A 20,554-nucleotide genomic window follows, 5' to 3' on the forward strand; every position below is an offset into this window, starting at 1 on the left:
TCGCCGCCCGGCTGCGGTCTTACCGGGTCTTACTGGTCGAGGCGGACGGAGCCGCGCCACAGGCCGGCGCTCTGTCCGCCGTTGGCGTAGTGGAAGACGCCCGGCCCGTCCGGCTGGCCGTCGCGGAAGCGCCCGGAGAACCGGCTGCCGTCGGTGAAGGTCATCACCCCAAAGCCTGACATCAGGTCGCCCGACCATTCTCCTTCATAGGTCTGGCCGTTGGCGAAGTGGTAGACACCCGCCCCCTGGCGGATCGGCCGGCCGAGCCCCGAACCGGAGGACGGCTGCGCCCAGCTTCCTTCGTAACGGTCGCCGCCGGAAAAGCCGTAGCTCCAGTATCGGCTGTCGGGACGGCTGCGCGCCCGTTCCGCCGCGGTGCGGGCATCGCCGAGCGCGCGCATCGCCTGCTGCTCCGCCTCGACCGCCGGGCTGTCCGGAACGGTGAAGCCGGTGCCGGGCGGGGCGGTCGGGAAGCTGCGCTGCTGCTCCGTCCGGATCGGGTCGGAGCTGCCGGCGGCGGGCGGCTCCACCCCTTGCTCCATGCCGGGATCGCCGAAGGAGGGGCCGGCCTCCACCGGGCCGCGGGCGCGGGCGGCGAACGGTGTCGGGTCGGTCCAGCGGGCGGCCAGCACGCCGGCGGTGAGGTAGCCGGTCCGCCCGGCCGGATCGCGCACCCGCAGCCAGCTTCCTTCCGGGACGGCCTCCAACACCGTCACCACGCTGCCGGCCGACAGTTGAGCGACGCCGCGCGCACCGACGGCCGGCCTGTCGAACAGGGTGCTCGACTTCGCCATCTCGTATTCGCCGGGCGGAAGGCTGGGGGTGGTCACCGCGGGCGGTTCCTTGACCGGCGGTTCCTTTGCCGGAGATGTGGCGGATGCGGCCGGCGGGGTGGCCGGCGGCTTGGCGGGCGCCGATGCCACGGCCGGCACCAGCACCAGATTGCTGCCCAGCCGGTCCTGCAGCCAGGGCAGTTGCCGGCCGTCGCTGCGTTCGGCGACAGCCCGCGCCACCTCGGCAAGCGAATCGCGGAAGGGCACGCCGGGCTTGACCATCTCGCGTGCCAGCGCGGCGGTGAAGGGATCGGCCCCCTTGCCCGACTTGGGCGGGACCGGCGGCACGCCCGGACGGTGAGCATAGACGACGAACAGGCCGTCCGCCTCCATCGGCGTGCCCAGCGCGCCGCCGCCGACCCGCTGGGCGAGTGCCTCGGCGACGCTGGGGTCGATCACCACCACCGCCTTGCGTCCGCTGTCGCGCAGGTCGCTCAACAGGGTGTCGAGGTCGAGGGCGGTGCGCGGCAGGTCCTCCGCACCCGTGGGCGCGGCGTCGGCCGGCAGCAGGAACTCCCGCTCCCCCAGCCCGACGGCGAGGCCGGTGTAATAGACGAAGCCGAGGTCGGCACCGGACAGCGCCTCGCGGAAGCGCTCCAGCGCCGATTCCATGGCGACCCGACCGACATTGTCCGCCCGCGTCACCGAAAAACCGGCATTGCGCAAGGCCGACGCCATGGTCGAGGCGTTGGCGGCGGCCTGGTCCGACCGGCTGTCGAGCGCCGTATAGCGGCCATTGTCGATGACCAGCGCCACGCGCTTTCCGGTGTCCGCCAGCGCGCCGCCGAAGGGCAGGGCGGCCAGCAGCGCAGCCGTGAGGACGGTCGCCTCAAGGCGGCGCCTCCACCCTCCTGTTCTGTGGCGGGTGGCATGGCTTGCGGTCGGGGTCGCGGTCATCGTCACGGCGTTCCATCCTTCGTCTGCGCGGCAGCCTCCGGCACGGGCATGATCCTATGCGCCGCCCGTTGCCGGGTTGCGTACCGCCGCCGGGAGCATAGCCTTTTCCACCATTCGGTAACCCCGCTCATTCGGGGCGGCTGACTGTGCCGGCGTTACCCCGCGTGGACGATGGGCGGAGCGGGAGCAGGCGCCGTGTCCCTGGCGGGAAGGGGCCGATCCGGCGAGGTATCGCTTTCCCTTCGCGGCGAAGCCGCCTATATGACGCTCCTTCGCAGACAACGAGGTTCGCCATGCCGCCCGCCAAGCCGTCCGTCGTCCGGATGTCCGACACCGAAATCGCCCGCGTGCAGATGTACCTGCGCAAGACGCTGGGCAATCCGAAGATCGTGATCGAGCCGCCGGCCAAGGCCGGCCAGTCGGCCGAAGTGACGGTGGATGGCGAGTTCTTCGGCACGCTGAACCGTGACGAGGACGAGGGCGAGGTGTCCTATGCCCTGAACGTCGTCATCCTGGAAGAGGACCTGCCGGAGCCGCCGGCTATCCCGCGCCGCTGATTCCTGGTTTTGTATTGCGACGCCCTAGCGGCTGTGAGCGCGAAGCTCCGCCGCCAGGGCGGCCAGCAGGGTCTGCCCGCCCGACAGGGTCAGTCCGCGCACCAGCACGATCGCCTTGTGGCCGCCGCGCCGGTGCATGACCAGCCGCACGTTGCGGCTCCCCGCCGCCTTCAGTTCCGCCTTCACCGCATCGTTCGGCGCGACATTGCCGGCGACGAGGGTCATCTCGGCCTTGTGGCCGTAATCGTGCGCCGGGTCGATCCAGGCGACGAACAGCGGCTTTCCACCCACCATCGGGTAGAGCGCCAGATCGCGGATCGACTCGTGCGGATGGATGCGTGAACCGTCCACCGTCAGGCCGCGCGCGGTCACGCCCAGCCGCACGGCACGGCACTGGACCGTCTCGGTCAGCATCACCACCCACAGCAGCAGCACCGGAACCGCGCAGAAGACCGCCAGCCATTGCAGCATGCCGGCCAGTTCCTCCGGCGCCAGCCCTGCTCCTGCGATGAAGCCGGTCGCCAAAAGCCCCGCGATCAGCAGATAGCGCGTGCGGATCACCGGAGTCAGAACCGGCGTCGCCACGAACACGGCACCGGCCGCGCCATCCTCGCGCGTGATCTCTAGGCTGGGTGGCGGCTTGGTGGCGGGCATGTCTTGAGGGTTTGCGGGGAAGGGGGGTGATCCTGTTCCGGCAAGGTGCCGCCCGTCCAGTTCTTTCGCCCAGTCCCCTTCGGTTGACGGCCCGCACCCGTGGGGCTTGTCGGGCGGGAGCGCCCTTCGCCCGTGCCTTGAAAATGGCGGGGGGCGTGGTAATCTCCGGGGTCAGGAGGTGACGCGAGCCGCTTCCTGAATGGCGGGACCGGTTTCCCGGCCCCACCATGTTTGGCTTTACCTGTCCTGGTCCGTGTTGAAGCCCGCTTCGAACTCGAACTTCAGCTTGAACCAGAAGCGGCCAAGCCACTTCAGGAATTTTCTCACTCGCGTCACCTCCTTTCGGTTGCCGTCCGCGCACGATGCATGTCCGGCGACGCGAGAATACAGAGCATGCGACTGCATGCCAATTGCGCATCCTTTGAAATTTGTCGTTTGGCTGTGTTCTGGCCTCCCGCTCAGAATGATCGGGCTTCTGCAACCCTGGTGCCGTAACCGGGGCGGTGATAGCTTGCAGAGAGGTTGATTTCTGGCCGATCCGCTGTGAGGAACCGCCGCCCGTGACCTTCCCAAATCCGCAAGATGTCCGGGAGGCGACCGCTGCCCGGCAAGGCTCGGGCCCGGCTATATCACCGGCCGCATCGCCGGTGGTTGTCGAGGCGCGCAAGCTTTCGCTGGTCTATCCCACGGCGGACAAGCCGGTCACGGCGCTCAGCGAGGTCGACCTGACCATCGCCCGGGGCGATTTCGTGTCGCTGATCGGTCCCAGCGGCTGCGGCAAGACCACGTTGCTGCGGGTGATCGCCGATCTGGAACGCCCGACCTCCGGCCATATCGCCATCGAAGGCATGACGCCGGAACAGGCGCGACTGAAACGGCTCTACGGCTATGTCTTCCAGGCTCCCGCGCTCTATCCCTGGCGGACGGTGGAGCGCAACGTCATGCTGCCGCTGGAGATCATGGGGCTCCCCAAGGCCGAACGTCGGCAGCGCGCCCGCGAACAGCTGGAGCGCGTCGGTCTGTCGGGGTTCGAGCGCAAGTTCCCTTGGCAGCTCTCCGGCGGTATGCAGCAGCGCGTCTCCATCGCCCGCGCGCTGGCCCTGCAGCCCGACCTGCTGCTGATGGACGAGCCGTTCGGCGCGCTGGACGAGATCACCCGCGACCATCTGAACCTGCATCTGACCCAGCTGTGGCGGGCGACCGGCAAGACCTGCGTCTTCGTCACCCATTCCATCGCCGAGGCGGTGTTCCTCTCCACTCGCATCGTGGTGATGAGCCCGCGTCCCGGACGCATCCTCGACGTCATCGACTGCGATTCGCTGCCGCGCGAGCGCACGCTGGACATCCGCGAGTCGCCGGAATTCGCCGCCATCGCCCACCGCGTGCGCGAGGGGCTGAAGGAAGGGCACAGCTACGATGACTAAGAGTGCGCTTCCCGTGACGGTGATGACGCTGCTCCTGCTGGCGGCGTGGTATGTCGGGGCGGCGTGGCTGAACTGGCCGCAGGCGGCGGAGACGCTGGCCCGCGCCGGCAAGCCCACGGCCTTCGCTGACGTGCTGGCCCAGGCCTATGCGATGAAGCGGCCGATCCTGCCCACCCCCGGTCAGGTGGTGGTGGAGCTGTGGAATTCCCTGACCGGCTATGCGCCGACCAGCCCGCGCAACCTGCTGTTCCACACCTGGGTGACGACGGAGGCGGCACTGACCGGGCTGGCGATGGGGCTGGTTCTGGGTATCCTGCTGGCCGCCGGCATCGTCTACACCCGCACGCTGGAGGCCAGCCTGCTGCCCTGGGTGATCGCGTCGCAGACCATCCCGATCCTGGCCATCGCCCCCATGATCGTCGTCATTCTCGGCAACATCGGGCTGACCGGTCTGCTGCCGAAGGCGGTGATCTGCATGTATCTATGCTTTTTCCCGATCACGGTGGGCATGGTGAAGGGACTGCGCTCCGCCGATCCGCTGTGGCTCGATCTGATGCGGACCTATTCGGCGGGCGGGATGCGTGCCTTCTGGTCGTTGCGGCTTCCGGCCTCCATGCCCTTCCTGTTCGCCAGCCTGAAGGTGTCGGTCGCTATCAGCGTGGTCGGCGCCATCGTCGGCGAGTTGCCGACCGGCGGGCAGGCCGGGTTGGGGGCGCGGCTGCTGTCGGGGTCCTATTATGGGCAGACGGTGCAGATCTGGGCGGCGCTGATCATGGCGTCGCTCCTGTCGGTGGCGCTGATCGCCGTGGTGCGCGGGCTGGAACTGGTTCTGCTGGGCCGGGCGGGGGCGCGATGAGCGAGGCCGCGACGAACCCCTACCGCACCAGCCTGCGCAGCGCCGCCGATTGGGGGCTGGTCGCCGTGGCCCTGCCGGCGCTGGTGGCGCTGGTCCTGCCGTTGGGTTCGCTGAATGGCGCGCCTGTCGGCTGGCTTGGTGGAACCATGGCGCCGCTGTTCCTGATCGGCGTGGTGCTGGCGGTGATTGCCGGCCGGTCGGCGCCGAAGCGGGTCTGGGGCGCCTGGGCCGAGCTGGCCGGTGTGGCGCTGGCCTGGCTCCTGCCGTTCCACCTGCTGAAAGAGGGATTGGACCTGTCGGCCGGCTGGGGGCTGTGGCTGTTCCTGGTGGCGGCGACCTTGCTGCTGTGGCGGGTGATGGGGGTGCTGGCCGGGGTGCCGGGCGGGATCCGCTCCGTCGTCGTGCCCGGTCTGTTCGGGCTCGGCCTGCTGGTGGGGTGGGAGGTGCTGGTGCGCGGTTTCCAGGTGCCGGCCATCCTGCTGCCGCCGCCCAGCCGCATCGCCGCGGCGCTGGCGGCCAACGCGCCGGTGCTGTGGGATGATTTCCGCCAGACGGTGCTGACCTCCGTGCTGCGCGGCTATGTGATGGGCTGCGGCGCCGGCTTCCTCGTGGCAATCCTTGCCGACCGCGTGCCCTTTCTTGCCCGCGGATTGCTGCCGCTCGGCAATCTCGCCAGTGCCATTCCCGTCGTTGGCATCGCGCCGATCATGGTGATGTGGTTCGGCTTCGACTGGCAGTCGAAGGCGGCGGTCATCGTCGTCATGACCTTCTTCCCGATGCTGATCAACACGCTGGCCGGCCTCGGCAATTCGGAGCGCATCCAACTCGACCTGATGCGCAGCTATGCCGCCGGCTATGGCCGGACGCTGGTGAAGCTGCGGCTGCCGAACGCGTTGCCCTTCCTGTTCAACGGGTTGAAGATCAACTCCACCCTGGCGCTGATCGGCGCCATCGTCGCCGAATTCTTCGGCACGCCGGTGGTCGGCATGGGCTTCCGCATCTCCACCGAAGTGGCGCGGATGAACCTGGACATCGTATGGGCGACCATCGCGGTGGCGGCGCTGACCGGCTCCGGCCTCTATGGCGCGCTGGCACTGCTGGAGCGGGCGACGACGGCTTGGCACCCGTCGATGCGGCGGCGCTGAGCAGTTCTGGCACGGCCGTTGCTTTCACCTTCGCTGTTCCAGCGGGCAGGGGAGGTGGACATGGCCGTCGTCGTCGTTCTGAAGCATGTCCGCCTGACGCGGGCTCTGCAGGCCATCGAGATGGCCGCGGTGTCGCTGGACGGCGAGCTTGCCGCCTTGCATGCCGCCGGTCAGGTGGGATTGCTGGGCAACCATGCCGAGGAAGCCACGCTTCTGCGCACCTACGTCCGAACTTTGCGCGTCCTGTTGCAGGCGATGACCCCCGACGAATTGGACGAAGCGGGTTTGAGCGAGCGCCATGGTCTGGCGGAGGCTGCGGTCGGCCGTTGTGCCGCCGCCTTGCGGGCATTGGAACTGCCGGCCGGCTCCGGTCCCCTCAGCGGCATCGCCTGACGAATCCTGTCGCGAAGCCGACAGCGCCTTGACGCCTTCCGGCCACTGCCATACTGCCGTATGGCTGGAATGCGGGAAGCCTTTCCCCTCTCCGTCGCCGGAACGCCGCGCTATAGTGGCAGGCCCAACGAACAGTCGGACCCACCCGACAAGAGGTTCAGGCTTGATAAGGGCGCGATGAGGCTTCTCGTTTCCGATCTGACCCACCGCTATGACGATCTGACCGTCCTGGACGGCATCGACCTGACGCTGGCGGAGGGCGAAATCCTGGCCGTGATCGGCCCCAGCGGCTGCGGAAAATCGACGCTGCTCGGCATCGCCGGCGGCATCGTCGCCCCGACCTCCGGCAGCATCCGGGTGGAGGGGGAGGTGCCGGACGGCTGCCTGAACCCGATCACCTTCATCTTCCAGGACTTCGCCCTGCTGCCCTGGCGCACGGTGGAAGACAACATCGCCCTGGTGCTGGAGCATCACAAGCTCTCCGCCGCCGAGCGTCGCGAGCGCGTCGACAGCGGCCTGCGCCGGATGGGTTTGTCGGAGTTCCGCAACGCCCTGCCCAAGCAGTTGTCCGGCGGCATGCGCCAGCGCGTCGGCATCGCCCGCGCGCTGGCGGTACGCCCGGCGATGCTGTTGCTGGACGAACCGCTGTCGGCGCTGGACGCCCAGACTCGAGAGCTGCTGATGGACGATTTCCTGGAGCTGTGGCGGCGGGAAAAGACCACCGCGCTCTACGTCACCCACAATCTGGACGAGGCGCTGCGGCTGGCCGACCGTGTCTGTGTGCTGAGCCGCCGCCCCGGCCGCATCCGCGAACTGGTCACCATCGAGGTGCCGCGGGAGCGTCGGCAGGAGCCGTCGGCCCAGGCCCATCTGGCCGAAGTACGCGGCAGGCTGTGGCACCTGATGAAGGCCGAAGCCCAGATGGCCGACCGGGAGATCGCCCGTGCCTGACAGCCTGAACCCGACCGTCACGCCCACCGCATCCACCGCGGGCCAGCCCGTCCGCTTCCGCGGCGGCGGTTTTACGGTAAAACGCCATCCCTGGGCGGCGCTCGGCGCCTTCGCCGTGCTGATCGGGCTGTGGGAGGGGGCGAGCCGCCTCGGCCTCGCCAGCCCGCTGTTCCTGCCGCCGCCGAGCGCCGTCGCCCACGCGCTGGCCGGCATGGTGACGGACGGCTCGCTCTGGCTGAACCTGAAGGCGTCGCTGGCGCGGATCGCCGTCGGCTGGGTGATGGGCACGGCGGGCGGCATGCTGGTCGGCTTCGCCATGGGCATCTTCTCCACCGCCCGTGCGGTGGGGGTGCCGCTGGTGTCGGCCTTCTTCCCGATCCCGAAGATCGCGCTGCTGCCGCTGTTCATCCTGTGGTTCGGCATCGGCGAGCCGTCGAAATTCGCCACCATCGGCTTCGGCGTCTTCTTCCCCACCGTCATCGCCACCTACAGCGCCATCGACCAGGTGCCGCGCAACCTGATCCGCATGGCGCAGAGCTTCGGCCTGCCCTGGGGATCGATCCTGCGTTCCATCGTGTTGCCGGGGGCTTTGCCCGGCATCCTGGCCGGCTTCCGCATCACCGCGTCGATCGCGCTGATCCTGGTGGTGGCGGCCGAGATGATCGGGGCGGAGTACGGCATCGGCGCCTTCGTGCTGATGGCCGGCAACCTGATGCAGACCGACACGCTGCTGGCCGGCGTGCTGGTGCTGTCGCTGCTGGGGCTCGCCATCGGTACGGTGCTGTCGCAGCTCGAACGGCGCCTGCTGAACTGGCGCTGACCGGACCTCTTCACAAGAAACCTGAACCATCCATCGGGAGGATTTCCGTCCATGACTCTCGCCCGCCTCACCCGGCGCGCCCTGATCGCCACAGCCGGCGCTGCCTTCGCCGCCGGCACCCTGATGTCCGCCGCGCTGGCGCAGCCGCTGGAGAAGGCGACGGTCGGTGCGCTGGCGCTGTCCTCCTCCGGTCCGATCTTCATCGCCAAGGCCAAGGGCTATTTCGAGAAGGAAGGGCTGGACGTCGATGTGAAGATGTTCACCTCGGCCCAGCAGGTGCCGGTCGCGGTGGCCTCTGGTGACGTTGATTTCGGCGTCACCGGCCTGACCGCCGGCTTCTACAACCTCGCCTCCAAGGGAGCCGTCACCATCATCGCCGCGCAGAGCCGCGACGAGCCGGGTTTCCCCTTGAGCGCCTATATGGCGACCAACGCCGCCTATGACGCCGGGCTGAAGACGCCGGCCGACCTGAAGGGCAAGCGGATCGCCATCACCACCGTCGGTTCGACCTTCCACTACATGATCGGGCTGCTGGCGCATAAGCATGGGTTCACGGTCAAGGATGTGACCATGGTGCCGCTGCAGGACGTGCCGAAGATGGTCGCGGCTTTCAAGGGCGGGCAGGTCGACGCCATCATCGCGCCGTCCACCGTGTCGCGGCAACTGGCGAGCGACGGCGCCGGCAAGATCCTGGGCTGGGTCGGCGACGAGACGCCCTGGCAGCTCGGCGCCCTGTTTACCGCGCCGAAGACGATGAAGGACCGCCGCCCGCTGGTGGAGAAGTTCGTCCGCGCCTACAAGACGGCGCTGGCCGAATACCATGCCGCCTTCAACGGCAAGGACGCTTCGGGCGCTCTGGTGAAGGGCCCCGGCTATGACGAGCTGCTGGGCATCATCGCCGACGCCACCAAGCAGAAGCCGGAGATCGTCGCCGCCGGCCTGCCCTATGTCGACCCGCAGGCCCGCCTGCTGGTGGACGACGTGGTCAATCAGGTGAAGTTCTGGCAGTCGGAAGGTCAGGTCGACAAGTCGCTGGACCCGAAGTCGGTGATGGATCTCAGCGTCGCCGGGGAGTGAGGATGAGGGGAAGGGGGCGGTCACACCGCCAGGTACGCCGCCCTCACCCCGTCATCGGCCATCAGCTCCGCCATCGAACCGGTCCAGCGCAGGCGGCCGGTTTCGATGACGCAGGCGCGGTCGGCAACGGCCGAGGCGAAGGACAGGCTCTGTTCGGACAGCAACACCGACAGCCCCTCTGCCTTCAGGCGCCGCACCGCGTCGGCCATCTGCTTCACGATCAGCGGCGCCAGCCCTTCCGACGGTTCGTCAAGCAGAAGCAGCGACGGGTTGCCCATCAGCGTGCGGGCCAGCGTCAGCATCTGCTGCTCGCCGCCGCTCATCCGGGTGCCGCGGCGGCCGCGCATCTCCGCAAGGTTGGGGAACAGGGTGAACAGCTTCTCCGGCGTCCAGGCGGGGGCACCCGGGCGGGGTGGCTGGCGGCCGACCTCCAGATTCTCCTCAACCGTCAGGTCGGCGAAGATGCGGCGATCCTCCGGCACATAGCCGACGCCGAGCCGGGCGATGCGGTGGGCGGGCAGGGCGGACAGGTCGCGGCCGTCGAAGCGCAGGGTCGCGGCGCGGCGTTCCACCAGCCCCATGATCGCCTTCAGCGTGGTGGTCTTGCCGGCGCCGTTGCGGCCCATCAGCGCCACCACCTCGCCACGCCCGACGGTCAGGGCGATGCCGTCGAGGATGTGGGCGCGGCCATACCACGCCTGGAGACCGTCCACCGTCAGCAGAGCCTCGCTCACGCCTCGCCTCCCAGATAGACGGATTGCACGCGGGGATCGGCACGCACCTGCTCCGGCGAGCCTTCCGCGATCAGCCGGCCACGGTCGAGCACCAGCACGCGGGTGGCGTGGCCGAAGACGGCATCCATGTCATGCTCTGTGAACAGCACGGCGAGGCCGCGCTCGCGCACCAGCTCCGCCGTCAGCGCCATCAGGGCAAGCCGTTCGGCCGGGGCCATGCCGGCAGTCGGCTCGTCCATCAGCAGCACGGCCGGCTCGCTGGCCAGTGCCATCGCCAGCTCGACCCGCTTCACGTCGCCATAGGCCAGCACCCCGCAGGGACGGTCGGCTTGCGCTGCCATGCCGACGCGGTCCAGCAGGGCCAGCGCCGGCTCGCGGAACTGGGCGGCGGCCGGGCGCCACAGGCCGAACAGCCGGCGCGCACGCGACAGCAGCACCATCTGCACATTCTCCGCCACCGTCATCGAGGCGAAGGTCGCGGTGATCTGGAAGGTGCGGCCGACGCCCAGCGCCCAGATGCGCCGAGGCGGCAGGCCGACCAGTTCCGTGCCGTCCAGCCTGACCGAGCCCGAGTCGGGCCGCAGCTGTCCGTTCAGCAGGTTGAAGCAGGTGCTCTTGCCCGCGCCATTCGGGCCGATCAGCGCCAGCAGGTCGCCGGATCGCAGGGTGAAGGACACGCCGCCCACCGCCTGCACCCCGCCGAAAGAGCGTTGCAGGTCGCGCACCACCAACTCACTCATGGGCAACTCGCTCATGCCCGCCTCCTGAAGCCGGACAGGAAGCCGACGATGCCCTTGGGGAAGACCAGCACCAGCGCGATGATGATCAGGCCCAGCACCAGCCGCCACCAGTCGGTCATGCTCATCACCTCCGATTCGAGAAGGTGGAAGACCGCGGCACCGGCCAGCGGTCCGGCGATGGTCTGGATGCCGCCCATCAGCACCATCACCAGCGCATCGACCGACTGCGGCACCGCCAGCAGGGTGGGGAAGACGCTGCCCTTGGCGAAGGCGTAGAGGCCGCCGGCCAGACCGGCCGCCGTGCCGGCCAGTACGAAGGCCATCCACTGGAAGCGGCGCACGTCAATGCCCACCGACTCGGCACGGAGCCCTGAGTCGCGGCCGGCCCGCAACGCATAGCCGAATGGGGCGAAAGCGGCCCGGCGCAGCAGCCACAGCGCGCCGCCGCACAGCGCCAGCGTCAACCAGTAATAGGCTGCCTTGCCCGCGGCCCAGGCCGACGGCCAGACACCGAGGATGCCGTTGTCGCCACCGGTCACCGCATACCATTGGAAGGCGATCGACCAGACGATCTGCGCGAAGGCCAGCGTCAGCATGGCGAAATACAGCCCCGACCGCCGCACGCAGAACCAGCCCGCCACCAGCGCCCCCAGCCCGGCCAGAACCGGTGCACCGGCGAGCGCCAGCGGCATCGGCGCGTCCAAATGCTTGACCAGCAGGGCCGAGCCGTAGGCGCCCATCCCGAACCACGCGGCATGGCCGAAGGAGACCAGCCCGCCCAGCCCGATCAGCAGATGCAGACTGGCGGCGAACAGGGCGAGGATCACCACCTCGGTCAGCAGGATCAGCGCGTAATCGCCGGCGACCAGCGGCGCCGCCGCCATCACCGCCAGCAGGGCCAGCGCCCAAACCCCGGCATGGCGTCCGGCCGACAGCGGCACGGTCACCGTGGCGGGTGCGGTCGGCGGCACCTCCTCCGCCCGGCCGAGCAGGCCATGCGGGCGCAGCACCAGCACCACCGCCATGAACAGGAAGACGATCACCAGCGTGATCTGCGGGAAGACCAGGATGCCGAAGGCCTGCAGCTGCCCGATCAGCAGCGAGGCGAGGAAGGCGCCGGTCAGGCTGCCCATGCCGCCGACCACGACGACGACGAAGGCTTCCACAACGATGGCCACGTCCATCTGCAGGGTCACCGCCTCGCGCGGGACCTGCAGGGCGCCGCCCAGCCCGGCCAGCGCGCAGCCCAGGAACAGCACGCCGGTGAACAGCCGTGTCGGATCGACGCCCAGCGCGCTGGTCATCTCGCGGTCCTGCGTCGCCGCCCGCACCAGCGTGCCCCAGCGGGTGCGGTTGAACAGCAGCCACAGCAATCCAAGCACCAGCGGCCCAAGCCCGATCAGCACGAGGTCGTAGAGCGGGAAGGGCTGGTCGAGGATGTCGATGGAGCCCTTCAGCCCCGGCGCCCGGCGACCCAGGAGATCCTCCGGCCCCCAAGCCCAGGCGGTCAGGTCCTGCACCACCAGCACGACGCCGAAGGTGCCCAGCAGCTGGAACAGCTCCGGCGAGCGGTAGAGCCGGCGCAGCAGCCCGATCTCCATCGCGGCGCCGAGAACGCCCATCGCCAGCGCGGCGGCGGCGACCGATCCCCAGAAGCCGGCCGGCGTGCCGCCGAACCGCTCGATCAGCGACCAGCCGGCATAGGCGCCGACCATGTAGAAGGACCCGTGCGCGAAATTCACGATCCGCGTCACGCCGAACACGATGGTCAGCCCCGACGACACCAGGAACAGCGTCGCCGCGGTCGCGAGCCCGCTGAGGGCCTGGACGAGGAGGAAGGACATGGGGTGGAGCGCCGGAAGCCCGGCGCCTTACTCCGCCGGCCGCATCTTGCGCGCCACGTCGTCGGGCGGCAGGTAGTTGGCGCCGTCGGCGTAGTGCCAGTCCTTCATGGTGCCGCGGCCGTCCTTGACGGTGGTGGTGCCGACATAGGTGCCCATGGTGGCCTGATGGTCGGACGCGCGGAAGGTCACCGGGCCGACCGGGCTGTCGATGGTCAGGCCGGCCAGCGCATCGACGATCGGCTCCGCATTGGCGGATCTGGCCTTGGTGATGGCGGCGGCGACCGCCTTCATGGTGGTGTAGCCGACGATGGAACCCGCCTTGGGCGATTCCTTGAAGCGCGCGGTGTAGGCGGCGACGAAGGCCTTGTGGGCGGGCGTGTCGATCTGCTCCCAGGGATAGCCGGTGACGATCCAGCCCTCCGGCGCCTCGTCCTTCATCGGCTCCAGATATTCCGGCTCGCCGGTCAGCAGGCTGACGACCTTGCGGTTGCGGAACAGGCCGCGCCCCTCGCCTTCGCGCACGAACTTGGCGAGATCGGCGCCGAAGGTGACGTTGAAGATCGCGTCGGGCTTGGCGGCGGCCAGAGCCTGAACGGTCGGGCCGGCCTCCAGCTTGCCCTGTGCCGGCCACTGCTCGGCCACGAACTCCACGTCCGGGCGCTTTTCCTTCAGCAGCTGCTTGAACCACGCCACCGCCGACTGGCCGTATTCGTAGTTGGGCGCGACGGTGGCCCAGCGCTTGGCCGGCAGCTTCGCCGCCTCCTCCACCAGCATGGCCGCCTGCATGTAGGTGCTGGGGCGCAGGCGGAAGGTGTAGCGGTTGCCCTTGGCCCAGGTGATCGCGTCGGTCAGCGGTTCTGCCGCGACGAAAGGCATCTTGTTGCGCGCGGCGAAATCGGCGACGGCCAGCCCGATGTGGGAGAAATAGGTGCCGGCCAGCACGTCCACCGCCTCGTTCGTCACCAGCTCCTGCGCGACGCGCACCGCGTCGTCGGGCTTGCCGGCGTCGTCTCGCGAGACGACCTGCAGTTCGCAGCAGCCGATCACGCCGCCCTGGGCGTTGATCTCCTCCAGCGCCAATTGCCAGCCCTGGCGATAGGGGATGGTGAAGGCGGGCAGCCCGGTGTAGCTGTTGATCTCGCCCACCCGAACCGGCGCGCCGGAAAATTTCACCGGCTCCTTCGCGGATTGGGCCGCGGCGGGACCGGTGGCGAGCGCTGCGACGGAGATGGCAGCGAACAGAGCGGCCGAAAGGCGGGACTTCGCCGTCGGCGAGGCGATCGGGTGGCGGTGCTTCATCCTGCGGGGACCCCGGTTCGTGAGAGACCAGCGGCGTGTCCGGGTCGCGGTGCGACGCAACACACCGCGTTCATAGCAAACCCCGCGCAAAAGTCACCGCCTGATCGGGGGGGTTTTCCCGTTCGGCCTTTCTCAAACCGGCCTTTCCCAAACCGTCAGGCGATGCCGCCTACATCAGGCGGGCCAGCAGGGCCATGAACTGGACCCGCTCTTCCTCCGACAGCGGTTCCAGCGTGCGTTCGTGGGCGGCGGCGGCGTTGGCCGTCAGGTCTACGACCAGCGCCTGGCCGATCCGCGTCAGCCGGACGCTGGTGCGGCGGCGGTCCTGCGGGTCGGGCTGGCGTTCGACCAGATTGCGCTCCACCAGCCGCAGGATCACGCCTTGCGTGGTCGCCGGATCCATGTAGGTCAGCCGGCCGAGCTGGTTCTGCGACAGCGGACCCTCGGCATGCAGGGTGGCAAGCGCCGCCCATTGGGTGGGGGTCAGCAGCGAATCGCCGATCAGGTCGATGAAGATCGCCGACGCGCGCTGATGGGCGCGGCGGAGGCGGTGGTGAACCTGGCCGGCCAACTGGTAGTCGTCGGGAGGCAGTCGTCCGAAGTCGTCCATGGCAACGGGCCCGTGGTTCGCGCCCGCCTTCGATCCGGGGCGAAGGCTGGGGCGGGCACGGACCGCCGCTCCCGGCTGCGTGGGCAGAGGTGGCCCGGCGTTTGCCGCCCGTCGCCACCTGTTGCGTCCATTATGCGTTCCTCATGGAAAGGGTAGAAAACACAATGGCCGCAGTGCAACCTTCGCAGATGCGTCATAGAGCCACAGGAATGCAAACGTCATCGGCGGCGCAACAAAAGAAGCAGCGCAAGTTCGAAAACAAGGCAAGCGCCGCTTCTGCCGCAATTCGGGCTGTCCAGACCGCTGAATCATGATGCTGTCGTCACGATACGCTTCGGCCGCCGCCGCTTCTCACCGCCTGTTCTTCGTCAGGGTTTCCGCTTGGGCGGATAGCTGTCGGGCGGAGCGGTCTTCTCGGCAGGACTGGCCGCGCCCTCGCCATCGGGGGGCGTCACCCCGCCCGGCGTGTAGGGTGGGGTGGTGGCGTCGGGCGGGCGCTTGGTCGAGGGCGGAGGCGGCGGCGTGTCGAGTCGGCGTGTCATGCGGCACCTTTCCTGGTCAGGAATCGTCATGAACAACCCGGTGCGGGGCGGACGGTTCCAAGTAGGGGCAGGGCAGGGGCGGGGGAGCATCGCCAGTTCTGCCGGCCCCTGGCTATGACCTTCATCTTAGGACCATTTGAAAAAGAGACTGGAATCAAGCGAATCATTGCCGCCGCCGGCCTTGTCCCATTGCCGACCTTTTGTTGCGGCCACACCACAGGACCCGGCAAAAGCGGCGGCGGCCGGGCTTCACTGTTGCGGAAGGAGCACGGATTGTTGTGTCTTTGCCGAGGATGCGTCCGCATCGGTTCCCGCCGGAAGGCGGTGACCGGCCGTATCCCACCAAGGGGCCGGCCCCCGGCCCGACGAGCCGACCGAACCCAGAGCCGACCGAACCCAGCCAAGCGCGGTGACTCCATGAAGACCAGCACCCTTTCCCTCCTCGCCCTCGCTCTCGCCTCGACCGGGCTGACGTCGCTTCCCGCCGCCGCCCAGGACGACCTGCAGCGTGGCGAAACCGTGCTGGAGCGCCGCCGGCCGGAGCTGGAGCAGCTTGGCGTCCGCGCCGGCTCCTTCCTGTTCCTGCCGCGGGTGGAAGCCGGCGCCACCTATGAGACCAACGTCTACGCCACCCGCGACAACCACGAGGACGACGTCATCTGGACCGTCCGTCCGCGGATCGACATCAAGTCCGACTTCGCGGCCCATGCGCTGAACTTCTCCGCCTCCGCCGATACCGGCCGCTACAGCGACCATTCCGGCGAGAACTACACGGACTATGCCGCGCAGGCCGACGGCCGTTACGACGTGAACAAGGGCGGTGCGCTGGACGCCCGGCTGTTCCACCGCCGCAACCACGAAGGCCGAGGCGACATCAACAGCCTGCAGGGCTATGCCGAGCCGGTGAAGTATTTTACCAGCGGCGGCGAGGCCGGCTATACCCAGCGCTTCAACCGTGTGCGTGCCCGCGTGTCGGGGTCGGCCCAGTACATCTCCTATGACGACGTCGACCTGATCGGCGGCGGCGTCGCCCGCCAGGGTGACCGCGACCGCTGGGAATATGCGACGGTCGGCCGCGTCGGCTATGAGTTCATCGAGGGCTACGAGGCCTTCGTCCAGGGCACCTATTCCTGGACCCGCCACAAGAACAACCGCGACGCCTTCGGGCTCGACCGCGATTCGGACGGGTACGAGGTGGTGGGCGGCGTCGCCAGCGAGCTGACCGGCCTGATCACCGGCGAGCTGTTCGCCGGCTACCTCGTTCGCGACTACAAGGACTCGCGGCTTGAGGACTTCAGCGGCCTGTCCTTCGGCGGACGCCTGAACTGGGCGGTCACCCAGCTGACCGGCATCAGCGCCACCGCCAGCCGGCAGGTGCGCGAGACCTCGGCCAGCCCTGGCTTCGGCACCGCCTCCAGCTACACCCGCACCCTGTTCGCCCTGGGCGTCGACCACGAGCTGCTGCGCTCGCTGGTGCTGAACGCCCGGCTGCAGTACCGCCAGGACGACTTCAACGGCAACGACCGCAACGACAAGGTCTATACGGCCAGCATCGGCGGCACCTATCAGATGAACCGCTATCTGTATCTGACCAGCGGCTACACCTATGAAAAGCGCAACTCCAACCTGAGCGCGGCCGAGTACAGCGACAACCTGATCTACCTGCGACTCGGCGCCCAGATGTAATCCAGCCTGTAATCCGCCGAATCCGGATCGGCCGTCCGGGAAAGTCCCGGCCAAAGGTCCTAAAGGTTTTGCTGAACAGGGCAGGGCGTCCGTCCTATGACGGGCGCCCTTTTCTTATGCCTGCTTTTATGGCCGGCAGCGATGTATTGGGGGGATCCGAAGGCGGTAATTCCTCTCCACTTTTTCCCAAGCGCTTGCGAGTTGCTAGTCTCCACCCGAATTCAGGTGCGTGACCAAAGGGCGCCGCTGCAAGGCGGCCGGCGAATGGGTGGTTCCAGGGAGCCGTTCCATCCGTCCGGGCCTACCGGACCGGCGATCAGGACCGGGCCGGCGCTGCGGCAGGCATCCACCAGCCAGGGAAAGGGTTTAGGGATGAATCGACGTCATATGTTCCGTGCGCTGGGCCAGGGGATCGGGTTGGCCGCGCTCGCCGTTGCCATGGTCGGCTGTGCCGGCAACGACGCGCCGATGGAGACCGCCGGCGCCGGTCAGATCGGCGAATACAATCTCGGCCCGGGCGACGCCTTGCGCGTCATCGTGTTCGGTGAGGAACAGCTGTCCGGCGAGTTCCGCGTGGACGGCACCGGCAAGGTCGCCATGCCGCTGATCGGCGAGGTCTCGGCCAAGGACCGCAGCACCCGCGACCTTGAAAAGGAAATCACCACCCGTCTGGCCGCCGGCTATGTGAAGGACCCGAAGGTCAGCGTCGAGGTGCTGAACCACCGGCCCTTCTTCATCCTGGGTGAGGTGCGCAACCCCGGCCAGTACCAGTATGTCAACGGCATGACCGCCCTGTCGGCCGTGGCGATGGCCGGCGGCTATACCTACCGCGCCAAGGAGGATTACGTCCTGATCACCCGCGGCGCCGATCCCAAGAAGGAAATCCGCAAGGCTCCGATCACCACCTCGGTGATGCCGGACGACGTGGTCCGCGTGCCGGAGCGCTATTTCTGAGCCCAGGCTTCCAAGGGCCGATTGCCGGACGCCTGACAGAGAAAAGCCCGACCGGGATCCCCGGCCGGGCTTTTCGCTGTTCCGGGCGGCCCGCCATCGGGCGGTCAGGTGTCCAGCGTATCGCCGCCCTTCTTCTGGCCCGGCGGGATGCGCTGATCTTTAGGGACGATGGGATCGCGCGACATGCCGTGCGGCGGCGTGGTGCCGGCCGCCTCGTCGTCGGTGCCGAGCGGAGCGGCGGCGGGATCGGTGGCCGGAACCTTGTCGCCGGTCAGCCCGCGGTCAATGTCCGCGCGCATCCGATGGGCCTCCGCGCTGGGAGTGGTGGGCGTATCACCGCCCGACTCGGGACGCTGGGGCTTGGTCATGGTCGGCCTTTCGCACAAGCTGGTATCGGGGGCATCGTGATGCCTCCTCCAACCGTGCGGCCGTCCAAGGGTTCCGTGGTGAGTTGCTGTTGGTTTATCCTTACGGGCGTAGGGGAGACCTGGTGCGTGGACTTGCCCGGAGCAAGTGGAGAGCCAGTGTGTCGATTCTACGCAGCGACCTCAAAGACACAGGGGCTTTTGAAGCCGAGTGAGGAGTGTCGCCGGATTGGATTATAGAAGCCGTCGATGTAGCAGCCAATGGCGATTTAGGCCTGCCGCCGCGAAGTAAAGATCGTGCGCCACACCAGCTCTGACTTCAAGGGCTTGAAGATAGTCTCCACCATCGCGTTATCGTAGCGGTTCCCGCGCCCGCTCATCGAAACCAATATTGCGTTCTCCTGCAACATCTTCTGGTATTCATCCGAACAGTATTGGGCGGTTCAATCAGTGAGCGCACCAAGGCCGCTCTGCGGGCCGCGCGAGACAGGGGGGTGAGGCTCGCTGGTCCAAACCGGGGAGCCAGCTTGCGCGCTCAGCCCCCAACCTGCGGGTCTCGACGGATGCGTGAGTTGGCCGACAAACGGGCCGACGACCTGCGCGCCCTCGTGTCGGATATCATGGCTTCCGGATCGCGGAGCCTCCGCGCCATCGGCCGCGAACTGGATCGGCGACATGTGTCCACGCCCATGGGCGGCTGTTTGGGGACCAGCCCAGGTCCGGAACCTTCTGCGTCGCCTTGAAAGGTCGTGTCCACCCGGACAGGGGGCTGTTAATGCCCCGATCAGCCGTTGACGCGACTGTTACCTCGACGTTACCTGGAGAGACGAAGGGCTTAGCGCTGCAAGGTGCGCCGTCGCTAAGCCCTTGTGTCGATTAACGAAACTGGTGCCGGATACAGGAATCGAACCCGTGACCTTCTGATTACAAATCAGCTGCTCTACCAGCTGAGCTAATCCGGCGCGCCCGTCGCTTGGCGGAGGCACACCTTAGCGTCCCTTTTCCGTGCAAACAAGCACTTGACCGCACCGGAACCGCTTCCCCGTCACTCGCGCAGGCGGGCGACCTCGTACAAAGCCACCGCGGCGGCATTGGAAACGTTGAGGCTGCCCACCGGACCGCCGGTGGGAAGGCGCGCGATGGCGTCGCAGCGCTCCATGGTCAGCCGGCGCAGGCCGCTGCCCTCCGCCCCCATCACCAGAACCGTCTTGCCGGTCAGGTCCAGCTTGGCCAGAGTTGACTGCCCCGATTCGGCAAGTCCGACCGACCAGAAGCCGTTCTGCTGCAGGTCGGTCAGCGCGCGGGCAAGGTTGGTGACGCGGACCAGCGGCACCGCCTCCAGCGCGCCCGATGCACTCTTTGCCAGCACGCCCGTGGTTTCCGGGGCGTGGCGTTCGGTCACCACCACGGCGCGGGCGCCGAAGGCGGCGGCGGACCGCAGGATGGCGCCGACATTGTGCGGATCCGTCACCTGGTCGAGGGCAACGATGACCGCCGATTTCTCCGGCTCCAGCTCGTTGCACAAATCCTCGATGCCCAGTTCCGGCAAGGGAGAGGCGTCGACCACGATGCCCTGGTGGACGGCGCCCGGCGGCAGCATCCGCTCGAGCTCCATCCGGTCGACCGGCGAGGCCTCCGGCCGTTGCAGCCCCAGAGCGCGGGCCGCCGCGAAGGCCGGCTCCAACGCCGCCCGGCCCGAATCGGTCGCCAGCAGCCGGTGAATGCGCCGCTCCGGGTTGGTCCAGGCGGCGGCGACCGGGTGCAGACCATAGAGAAGGACGCCGCGCGCGGCCGGCGGACGACCGCCCTTCGCCGGCCGCGGTGACGACCCGTGCTGTGCCTTCGCACCGGAACGCTCGCCGCCCCGGTCGGGGGTGCGGTCGGCGGCACGGTCGGAAGAGCGGCTGGAAGCGGGGGCGGAGCCGGGATGTCTGGAGCGCGTCATGATACCCACGAAGAAGGGGAGGGGGCCGCAGCGGACTGCGGCCGAATTTTTTCTGGTGTGAACCGCTTAACCCGTGTTGACAAGGTCTGAAAAATTCGCATATTGCCGAACTCCGCGGCGGGCACAGCCAAGCCGCGGATTGGAAGGGTGGCCGAGTGGTTAAAGGCAGCAGACTGTAAATCTGCCCGCGTTAGCGTACGCTGGTTCGAATCCAGCCCCTTCCACCAC

Annotated in this window: 20 protein-coding genes, 2 tRNA genes and 1 pseudogene; 11 read left to right on the top strand and 12 right to left on the bottom strand. The window is 68.3% G+C overall.

What is annotated here, in order from left to right:
• Nucleotides 1-29 precede the first annotated feature (29 nt).
• Nucleotides 30-1,730, bottom strand: a complete 1,701-nt coding sequence (locus B9N97_RS15350; protein ID WP_085088055.1) for a caspase family protein — start codon at nt 1,728-1,730, stop codon at nt 30-32.
• 293 nt (nt 1,731-2,023) lie between these two features.
• On the opposite strand from B9N97_RS15350, the gene B9N97_RS15355 reads away from it, so the two are divergent.
• Nucleotides 2,024-2,287, top strand: a complete 264-nt coding sequence (locus B9N97_RS15355; RefSeq protein WP_085088058.1) for a DUF3126 family protein — start codon at nt 2,024-2,026, stop codon at nt 2,285-2,287.
• A gap of 24 nt (nt 2,288-2,311) precedes the next feature.
• Here the strand turns inward: B9N97_RS15355 and B9N97_RS15360 are convergent, their stop codons facing one another.
• Nucleotides 2,312-2,941: a hypothetical protein gene (locus tag B9N97_RS15360; RefSeq protein ID WP_085088061.1), complete on the bottom strand. Its 630-nt coding sequence runs from the start codon at nt 2,939-2,941 to the stop codon at nt 2,312-2,314.
• 647 nt (nt 2,942-3,588) lie between these two features.
• On the opposite strand from B9N97_RS15360, the gene B9N97_RS15365 reads away from it, so the two are divergent.
• The 7 genes from B9N97_RS15365 to B9N97_RS15395 all read left to right on the top strand — a co-directional run bounded on the left by B9N97_RS15365 (nt 3,589) and on the right by B9N97_RS15395 (nt 9,607).
• Entirely contained in the window at nt 3,589-4,365 is a 777-nt protein-coding gene (locus B9N97_RS15365) for an ABC transporter ATP-binding protein (protein ID WP_208621225.1), read from the top strand.
• The gene (locus B9N97_RS15370; protein ID WP_085088064.1) at nt 4,358-5,221 is read left to right on the top strand and encodes an ABC transporter permease; all 864 of its coding nucleotides are present in this window, start codon (nt 4,358-4,360) and stop codon (nt 5,219-5,221) included. Before B9N97_RS15365 ends, B9N97_RS15370 begins: the two co-directional genes overlap by 8 nt.
• On the top strand, nt 5,218-6,366 hold the full coding sequence (locus B9N97_RS15375) for an ABC transporter permease (protein ID WP_143266727.1): 1,149 nt from the start codon (nt 5,218-5,220) through the stop codon (nt 6,364-6,366). The genes B9N97_RS15370 and B9N97_RS15375 overlap by 4 nt, the downstream gene beginning before the upstream one ends.
• A gap of 60 nt (nt 6,367-6,426) precedes the next feature.
• Nucleotides 6,427-6,759 carry a hypothetical protein gene (locus B9N97_RS15380; protein ID WP_085088066.1) on the top strand — a complete coding sequence of 111 codons (333 nt, stop codon included), beginning with the start codon at nt 6,427-6,429 and terminating at the stop codon, nt 6,757-6,759.
• A 177-nt stretch (nt 6,760-6,936) separates the two neighbouring features.
• Nucleotides 6,937-7,710, top strand: coding sequence for an ABC transporter ATP-binding protein (locus tag B9N97_RS15385; RefSeq protein WP_085088069.1), 774 nt, complete (start codon nt 6,937-6,939; stop codon nt 7,708-7,710).
• Complete coding sequence (locus B9N97_RS15390; RefSeq protein ID WP_085088073.1) at nt 7,703-8,530, top strand: ABC transporter permease; 828 nt, start codon at nt 7,703-7,705, stop codon at nt 8,528-8,530. Before B9N97_RS15385 ends, B9N97_RS15390 begins: the two co-directional genes overlap by 8 nt.
• 51 nt (nt 8,531-8,581) lie before the next feature.
• A complete protein-coding gene (locus B9N97_RS15395; protein ID WP_085088075.1) occupies nt 8,582-9,607 on the top strand; it encodes an ABC transporter substrate-binding protein in 1,026 nt (341 codons plus the stop codon).
• Between the two features lie 20 nt (nt 9,608-9,627).
• Here the strand turns inward: B9N97_RS15395 and B9N97_RS15400 are convergent, their stop codons facing one another.
• From B9N97_RS15400 to B9N97_RS35650, 6 genes are all read right to left on the bottom strand, one after another.
• Nucleotides 9,628-10,341, bottom strand: a complete 714-nt coding sequence (locus B9N97_RS15400; protein ID WP_085088078.1) for an ABC transporter ATP-binding protein — start codon at nt 10,339-10,341, stop codon at nt 9,628-9,630.
• Complete coding sequence (locus tag B9N97_RS15405) at nt 10,338-11,096, bottom strand: ABC transporter ATP-binding protein (protein WP_432264192.1); 759 nt, start codon at nt 11,094-11,096, stop codon at nt 10,338-10,340. Before B9N97_RS15405 ends, B9N97_RS15400 begins: the two co-directional genes overlap by 4 nt.
• On the bottom strand, nt 11,093-12,925 hold the full coding sequence (locus B9N97_RS15410) for an ABC transporter permease (RefSeq protein ID WP_085088081.1): 1,833 nt from the start codon (nt 12,923-12,925) through the stop codon (nt 11,093-11,095). The genes B9N97_RS15405 and B9N97_RS15410 overlap by 4 nt, the downstream gene beginning before the upstream one ends.
• A 27-nt stretch (nt 12,926-12,952) precedes the next feature.
• Nucleotides 12,953-14,224: an ABC transporter substrate-binding protein gene (locus B9N97_RS15415; protein ID WP_085088084.1), complete on the bottom strand. Its 1,272-nt coding sequence runs from the start codon at nt 14,222-14,224 to the stop codon at nt 12,953-12,955.
• Between the two features lie 169 nt (nt 14,225-14,393).
• Nucleotides 14,394-14,834, bottom strand: a complete 441-nt coding sequence (locus B9N97_RS15420; protein ID WP_085088087.1) for a MarR family winged helix-turn-helix transcriptional regulator — start codon at nt 14,832-14,834, stop codon at nt 14,394-14,396.
• Between the two features lie 368 nt (nt 14,835-15,202).
• On the bottom strand, nt 15,203-15,376 hold the full coding sequence (locus tag B9N97_RS35650) for a hypothetical protein (protein WP_167393314.1): 174 nt from the start codon (nt 15,374-15,376) through the stop codon (nt 15,203-15,205).
• Nucleotides 15,377-15,793: 417 nt separating this feature from the next.
• On the opposite strand from B9N97_RS35650, the gene B9N97_RS15425 reads away from it, so the two are divergent.
• Nucleotides 15,794-17,062, top strand: coding sequence for an outer membrane beta-barrel protein (locus tag B9N97_RS15425; protein WP_085088090.1), 1,269 nt, complete (start codon nt 15,794-15,796; stop codon nt 17,060-17,062).
• Between the two features lie 372 nt (nt 17,063-17,434).
• Nucleotides 17,435-18,016, top strand: a complete 582-nt coding sequence (locus B9N97_RS15430; protein ID WP_244560731.1) for a polysaccharide biosynthesis/export family protein — start codon at nt 17,435-17,437, stop codon at nt 18,014-18,016.
• Nucleotides 18,017-18,120: 104 nt separating this feature from the next.
• Here B9N97_RS15430 and B9N97_RS15435 read toward each other — a convergent pair whose 3' ends face one another.
• From B9N97_RS15435 to rlmB, 4 genes and pseudogenes are all read right to left on the bottom strand, one after another.
• Nucleotides 18,121-18,315: a hypothetical protein gene (locus B9N97_RS15435; RefSeq protein WP_167393295.1), complete on the bottom strand. Its 195-nt coding sequence runs from the start codon at nt 18,313-18,315 to the stop codon at nt 18,121-18,123.
• 169 nt (nt 18,316-18,484) lie between these two features.
• Nucleotides 18,485-18,821, bottom strand: a pseudogene (locus B9N97_RS36310) (integrase core domain-containing protein); the annotation flags it as partial.
• A 446-nt stretch (nt 18,822-19,267) separates the two neighbouring features.
• A tRNA-Thr gene (locus B9N97_RS15440) sits at nt 19,268-19,343 on the bottom strand.
• Nucleotides 19,344-19,426: 83 nt separating this feature from the next.
• Nucleotides 19,427-20,326: a 23S rRNA (guanosine(2251)-2'-O)-methyltransferase RlmB gene (rlmB, locus tag B9N97_RS15445; protein WP_085088097.1), complete on the bottom strand. Its 900-nt coding sequence runs from the start codon at nt 20,324-20,326 to the stop codon at nt 19,427-19,429.
• A gap of 141 nt (nt 20,327-20,467) precedes the next feature.
• On the opposite strand from rlmB, the gene B9N97_RS15450 reads away from it, so the two are divergent.
• A tRNA-Tyr gene (locus B9N97_RS15450) sits at nt 20,468-20,553 on the top strand.
• Nucleotide 20,554 lies beyond the last annotated feature (1 nt).

Origin of the sequence: Azospirillum oryzae (genome assembly GCF_900177515.1) — a bacterium.
GTDB classification, from domain to species: Bacteria; Pseudomonadota; Alphaproteobacteria; order Azospirillales; family Azospirillaceae; genus Azospirillum; species Azospirillum oryzae_A.

Bases quoted from the DNA above. Each gene is read 5' to 3' on its own strand.
- B9N97_RS15350 (WP_085088055.1), bottom strand. From the start codon at position 1,730: ATGACCGCGACCCCGACCGCAAGCCATGCCACCCGCCACAGAACAGGA.
- B9N97_RS15355 (WP_085088058.1), top strand. From the start codon at position 2,024: ATGCCGCCCGCCAAGCCGTCCGTCGTCCGGATGTCCGACACCGAAATC.
- B9N97_RS15360 (WP_085088061.1), bottom strand. From the start codon at position 2,941: ATGCCCGCCACCAAGCCGCCACCCAGCCTAGAGATCACGCGCGAGGAT.
- B9N97_RS15370 (WP_085088064.1), top strand. From the start codon at position 4,358: ATGACTAAGAGTGCGCTTCCCGTGACGGTGATGACGCTGCTCCTGCTG.
- B9N97_RS15375 (WP_143266727.1), top strand. From the start codon at position 5,218: ATGAGCGAGGCCGCGACGAACCCCTACCGCACCAGCCTGCGCAGCGCC.
- B9N97_RS15380 (WP_085088066.1), top strand. From the start codon at position 6,427: ATGGCCGTCGTCGTCGTTCTGAAGCATGTCCGCCTGACGCGGGCTCTG.
- B9N97_RS15385 (WP_085088069.1), top strand. From the start codon at position 6,937: ATGAGGCTTCTCGTTTCCGATCTGACCCACCGCTATGACGATCTGACC.
- B9N97_RS15395 (WP_085088075.1), top strand. From the start codon at position 8,582: ATGACTCTCGCCCGCCTCACCCGGCGCGCCCTGATCGCCACAGCCGGC.
- B9N97_RS15405 (WP_432264192.1), bottom strand. From the start codon at position 11,096: ATGAGCGAGTTGCCCATGAGTGAGTTGGTGGTGCGCGACCTGCAACGC.
- B9N97_RS15410 (WP_085088081.1), bottom strand. From the start codon at position 12,925: ATGTCCTTCCTCCTCGTCCAGGCCCTCAGCGGGCTCGCGACCGCGGCG.
- B9N97_RS15415 (WP_085088084.1), bottom strand. From the start codon at position 14,224: ATGAAGCACCGCCACCCGATCGCCTCGCCGACGGCGAAGTCCCGCCTT.
- B9N97_RS15420 (WP_085088087.1), bottom strand. From the start codon at position 14,834: ATGGACGACTTCGGACGACTGCCTCCCGACGACTACCAGTTGGCCGGC.
- B9N97_RS35650 (WP_167393314.1), bottom strand. From the start codon at position 15,376: ATGACACGCCGACTCGACACGCCGCCGCCTCCGCCCTCGACCAAGCGC.
- B9N97_RS15425 (WP_085088090.1), top strand. From the start codon at position 15,794: ATGAAGACCAGCACCCTTTCCCTCCTCGCCCTCGCTCTCGCCTCGACC.
- B9N97_RS15430 (WP_244560731.1), top strand. From the start codon at position 17,435: ATGAATCGACGTCATATGTTCCGTGCGCTGGGCCAGGGGATCGGGTTG.
- B9N97_RS15435 (WP_167393295.1), bottom strand. From the start codon at position 18,315: ATGCGCGCGGACATTGACCGCGGGCTGACCGGCGACAAGGTTCCGGCC.
- rlmB (WP_085088097.1), bottom strand. From the start codon at position 20,326: ATGACGCGCTCCAGACATCCCGGCTCCGCCCCCGCTTCCAGCCGCTCT.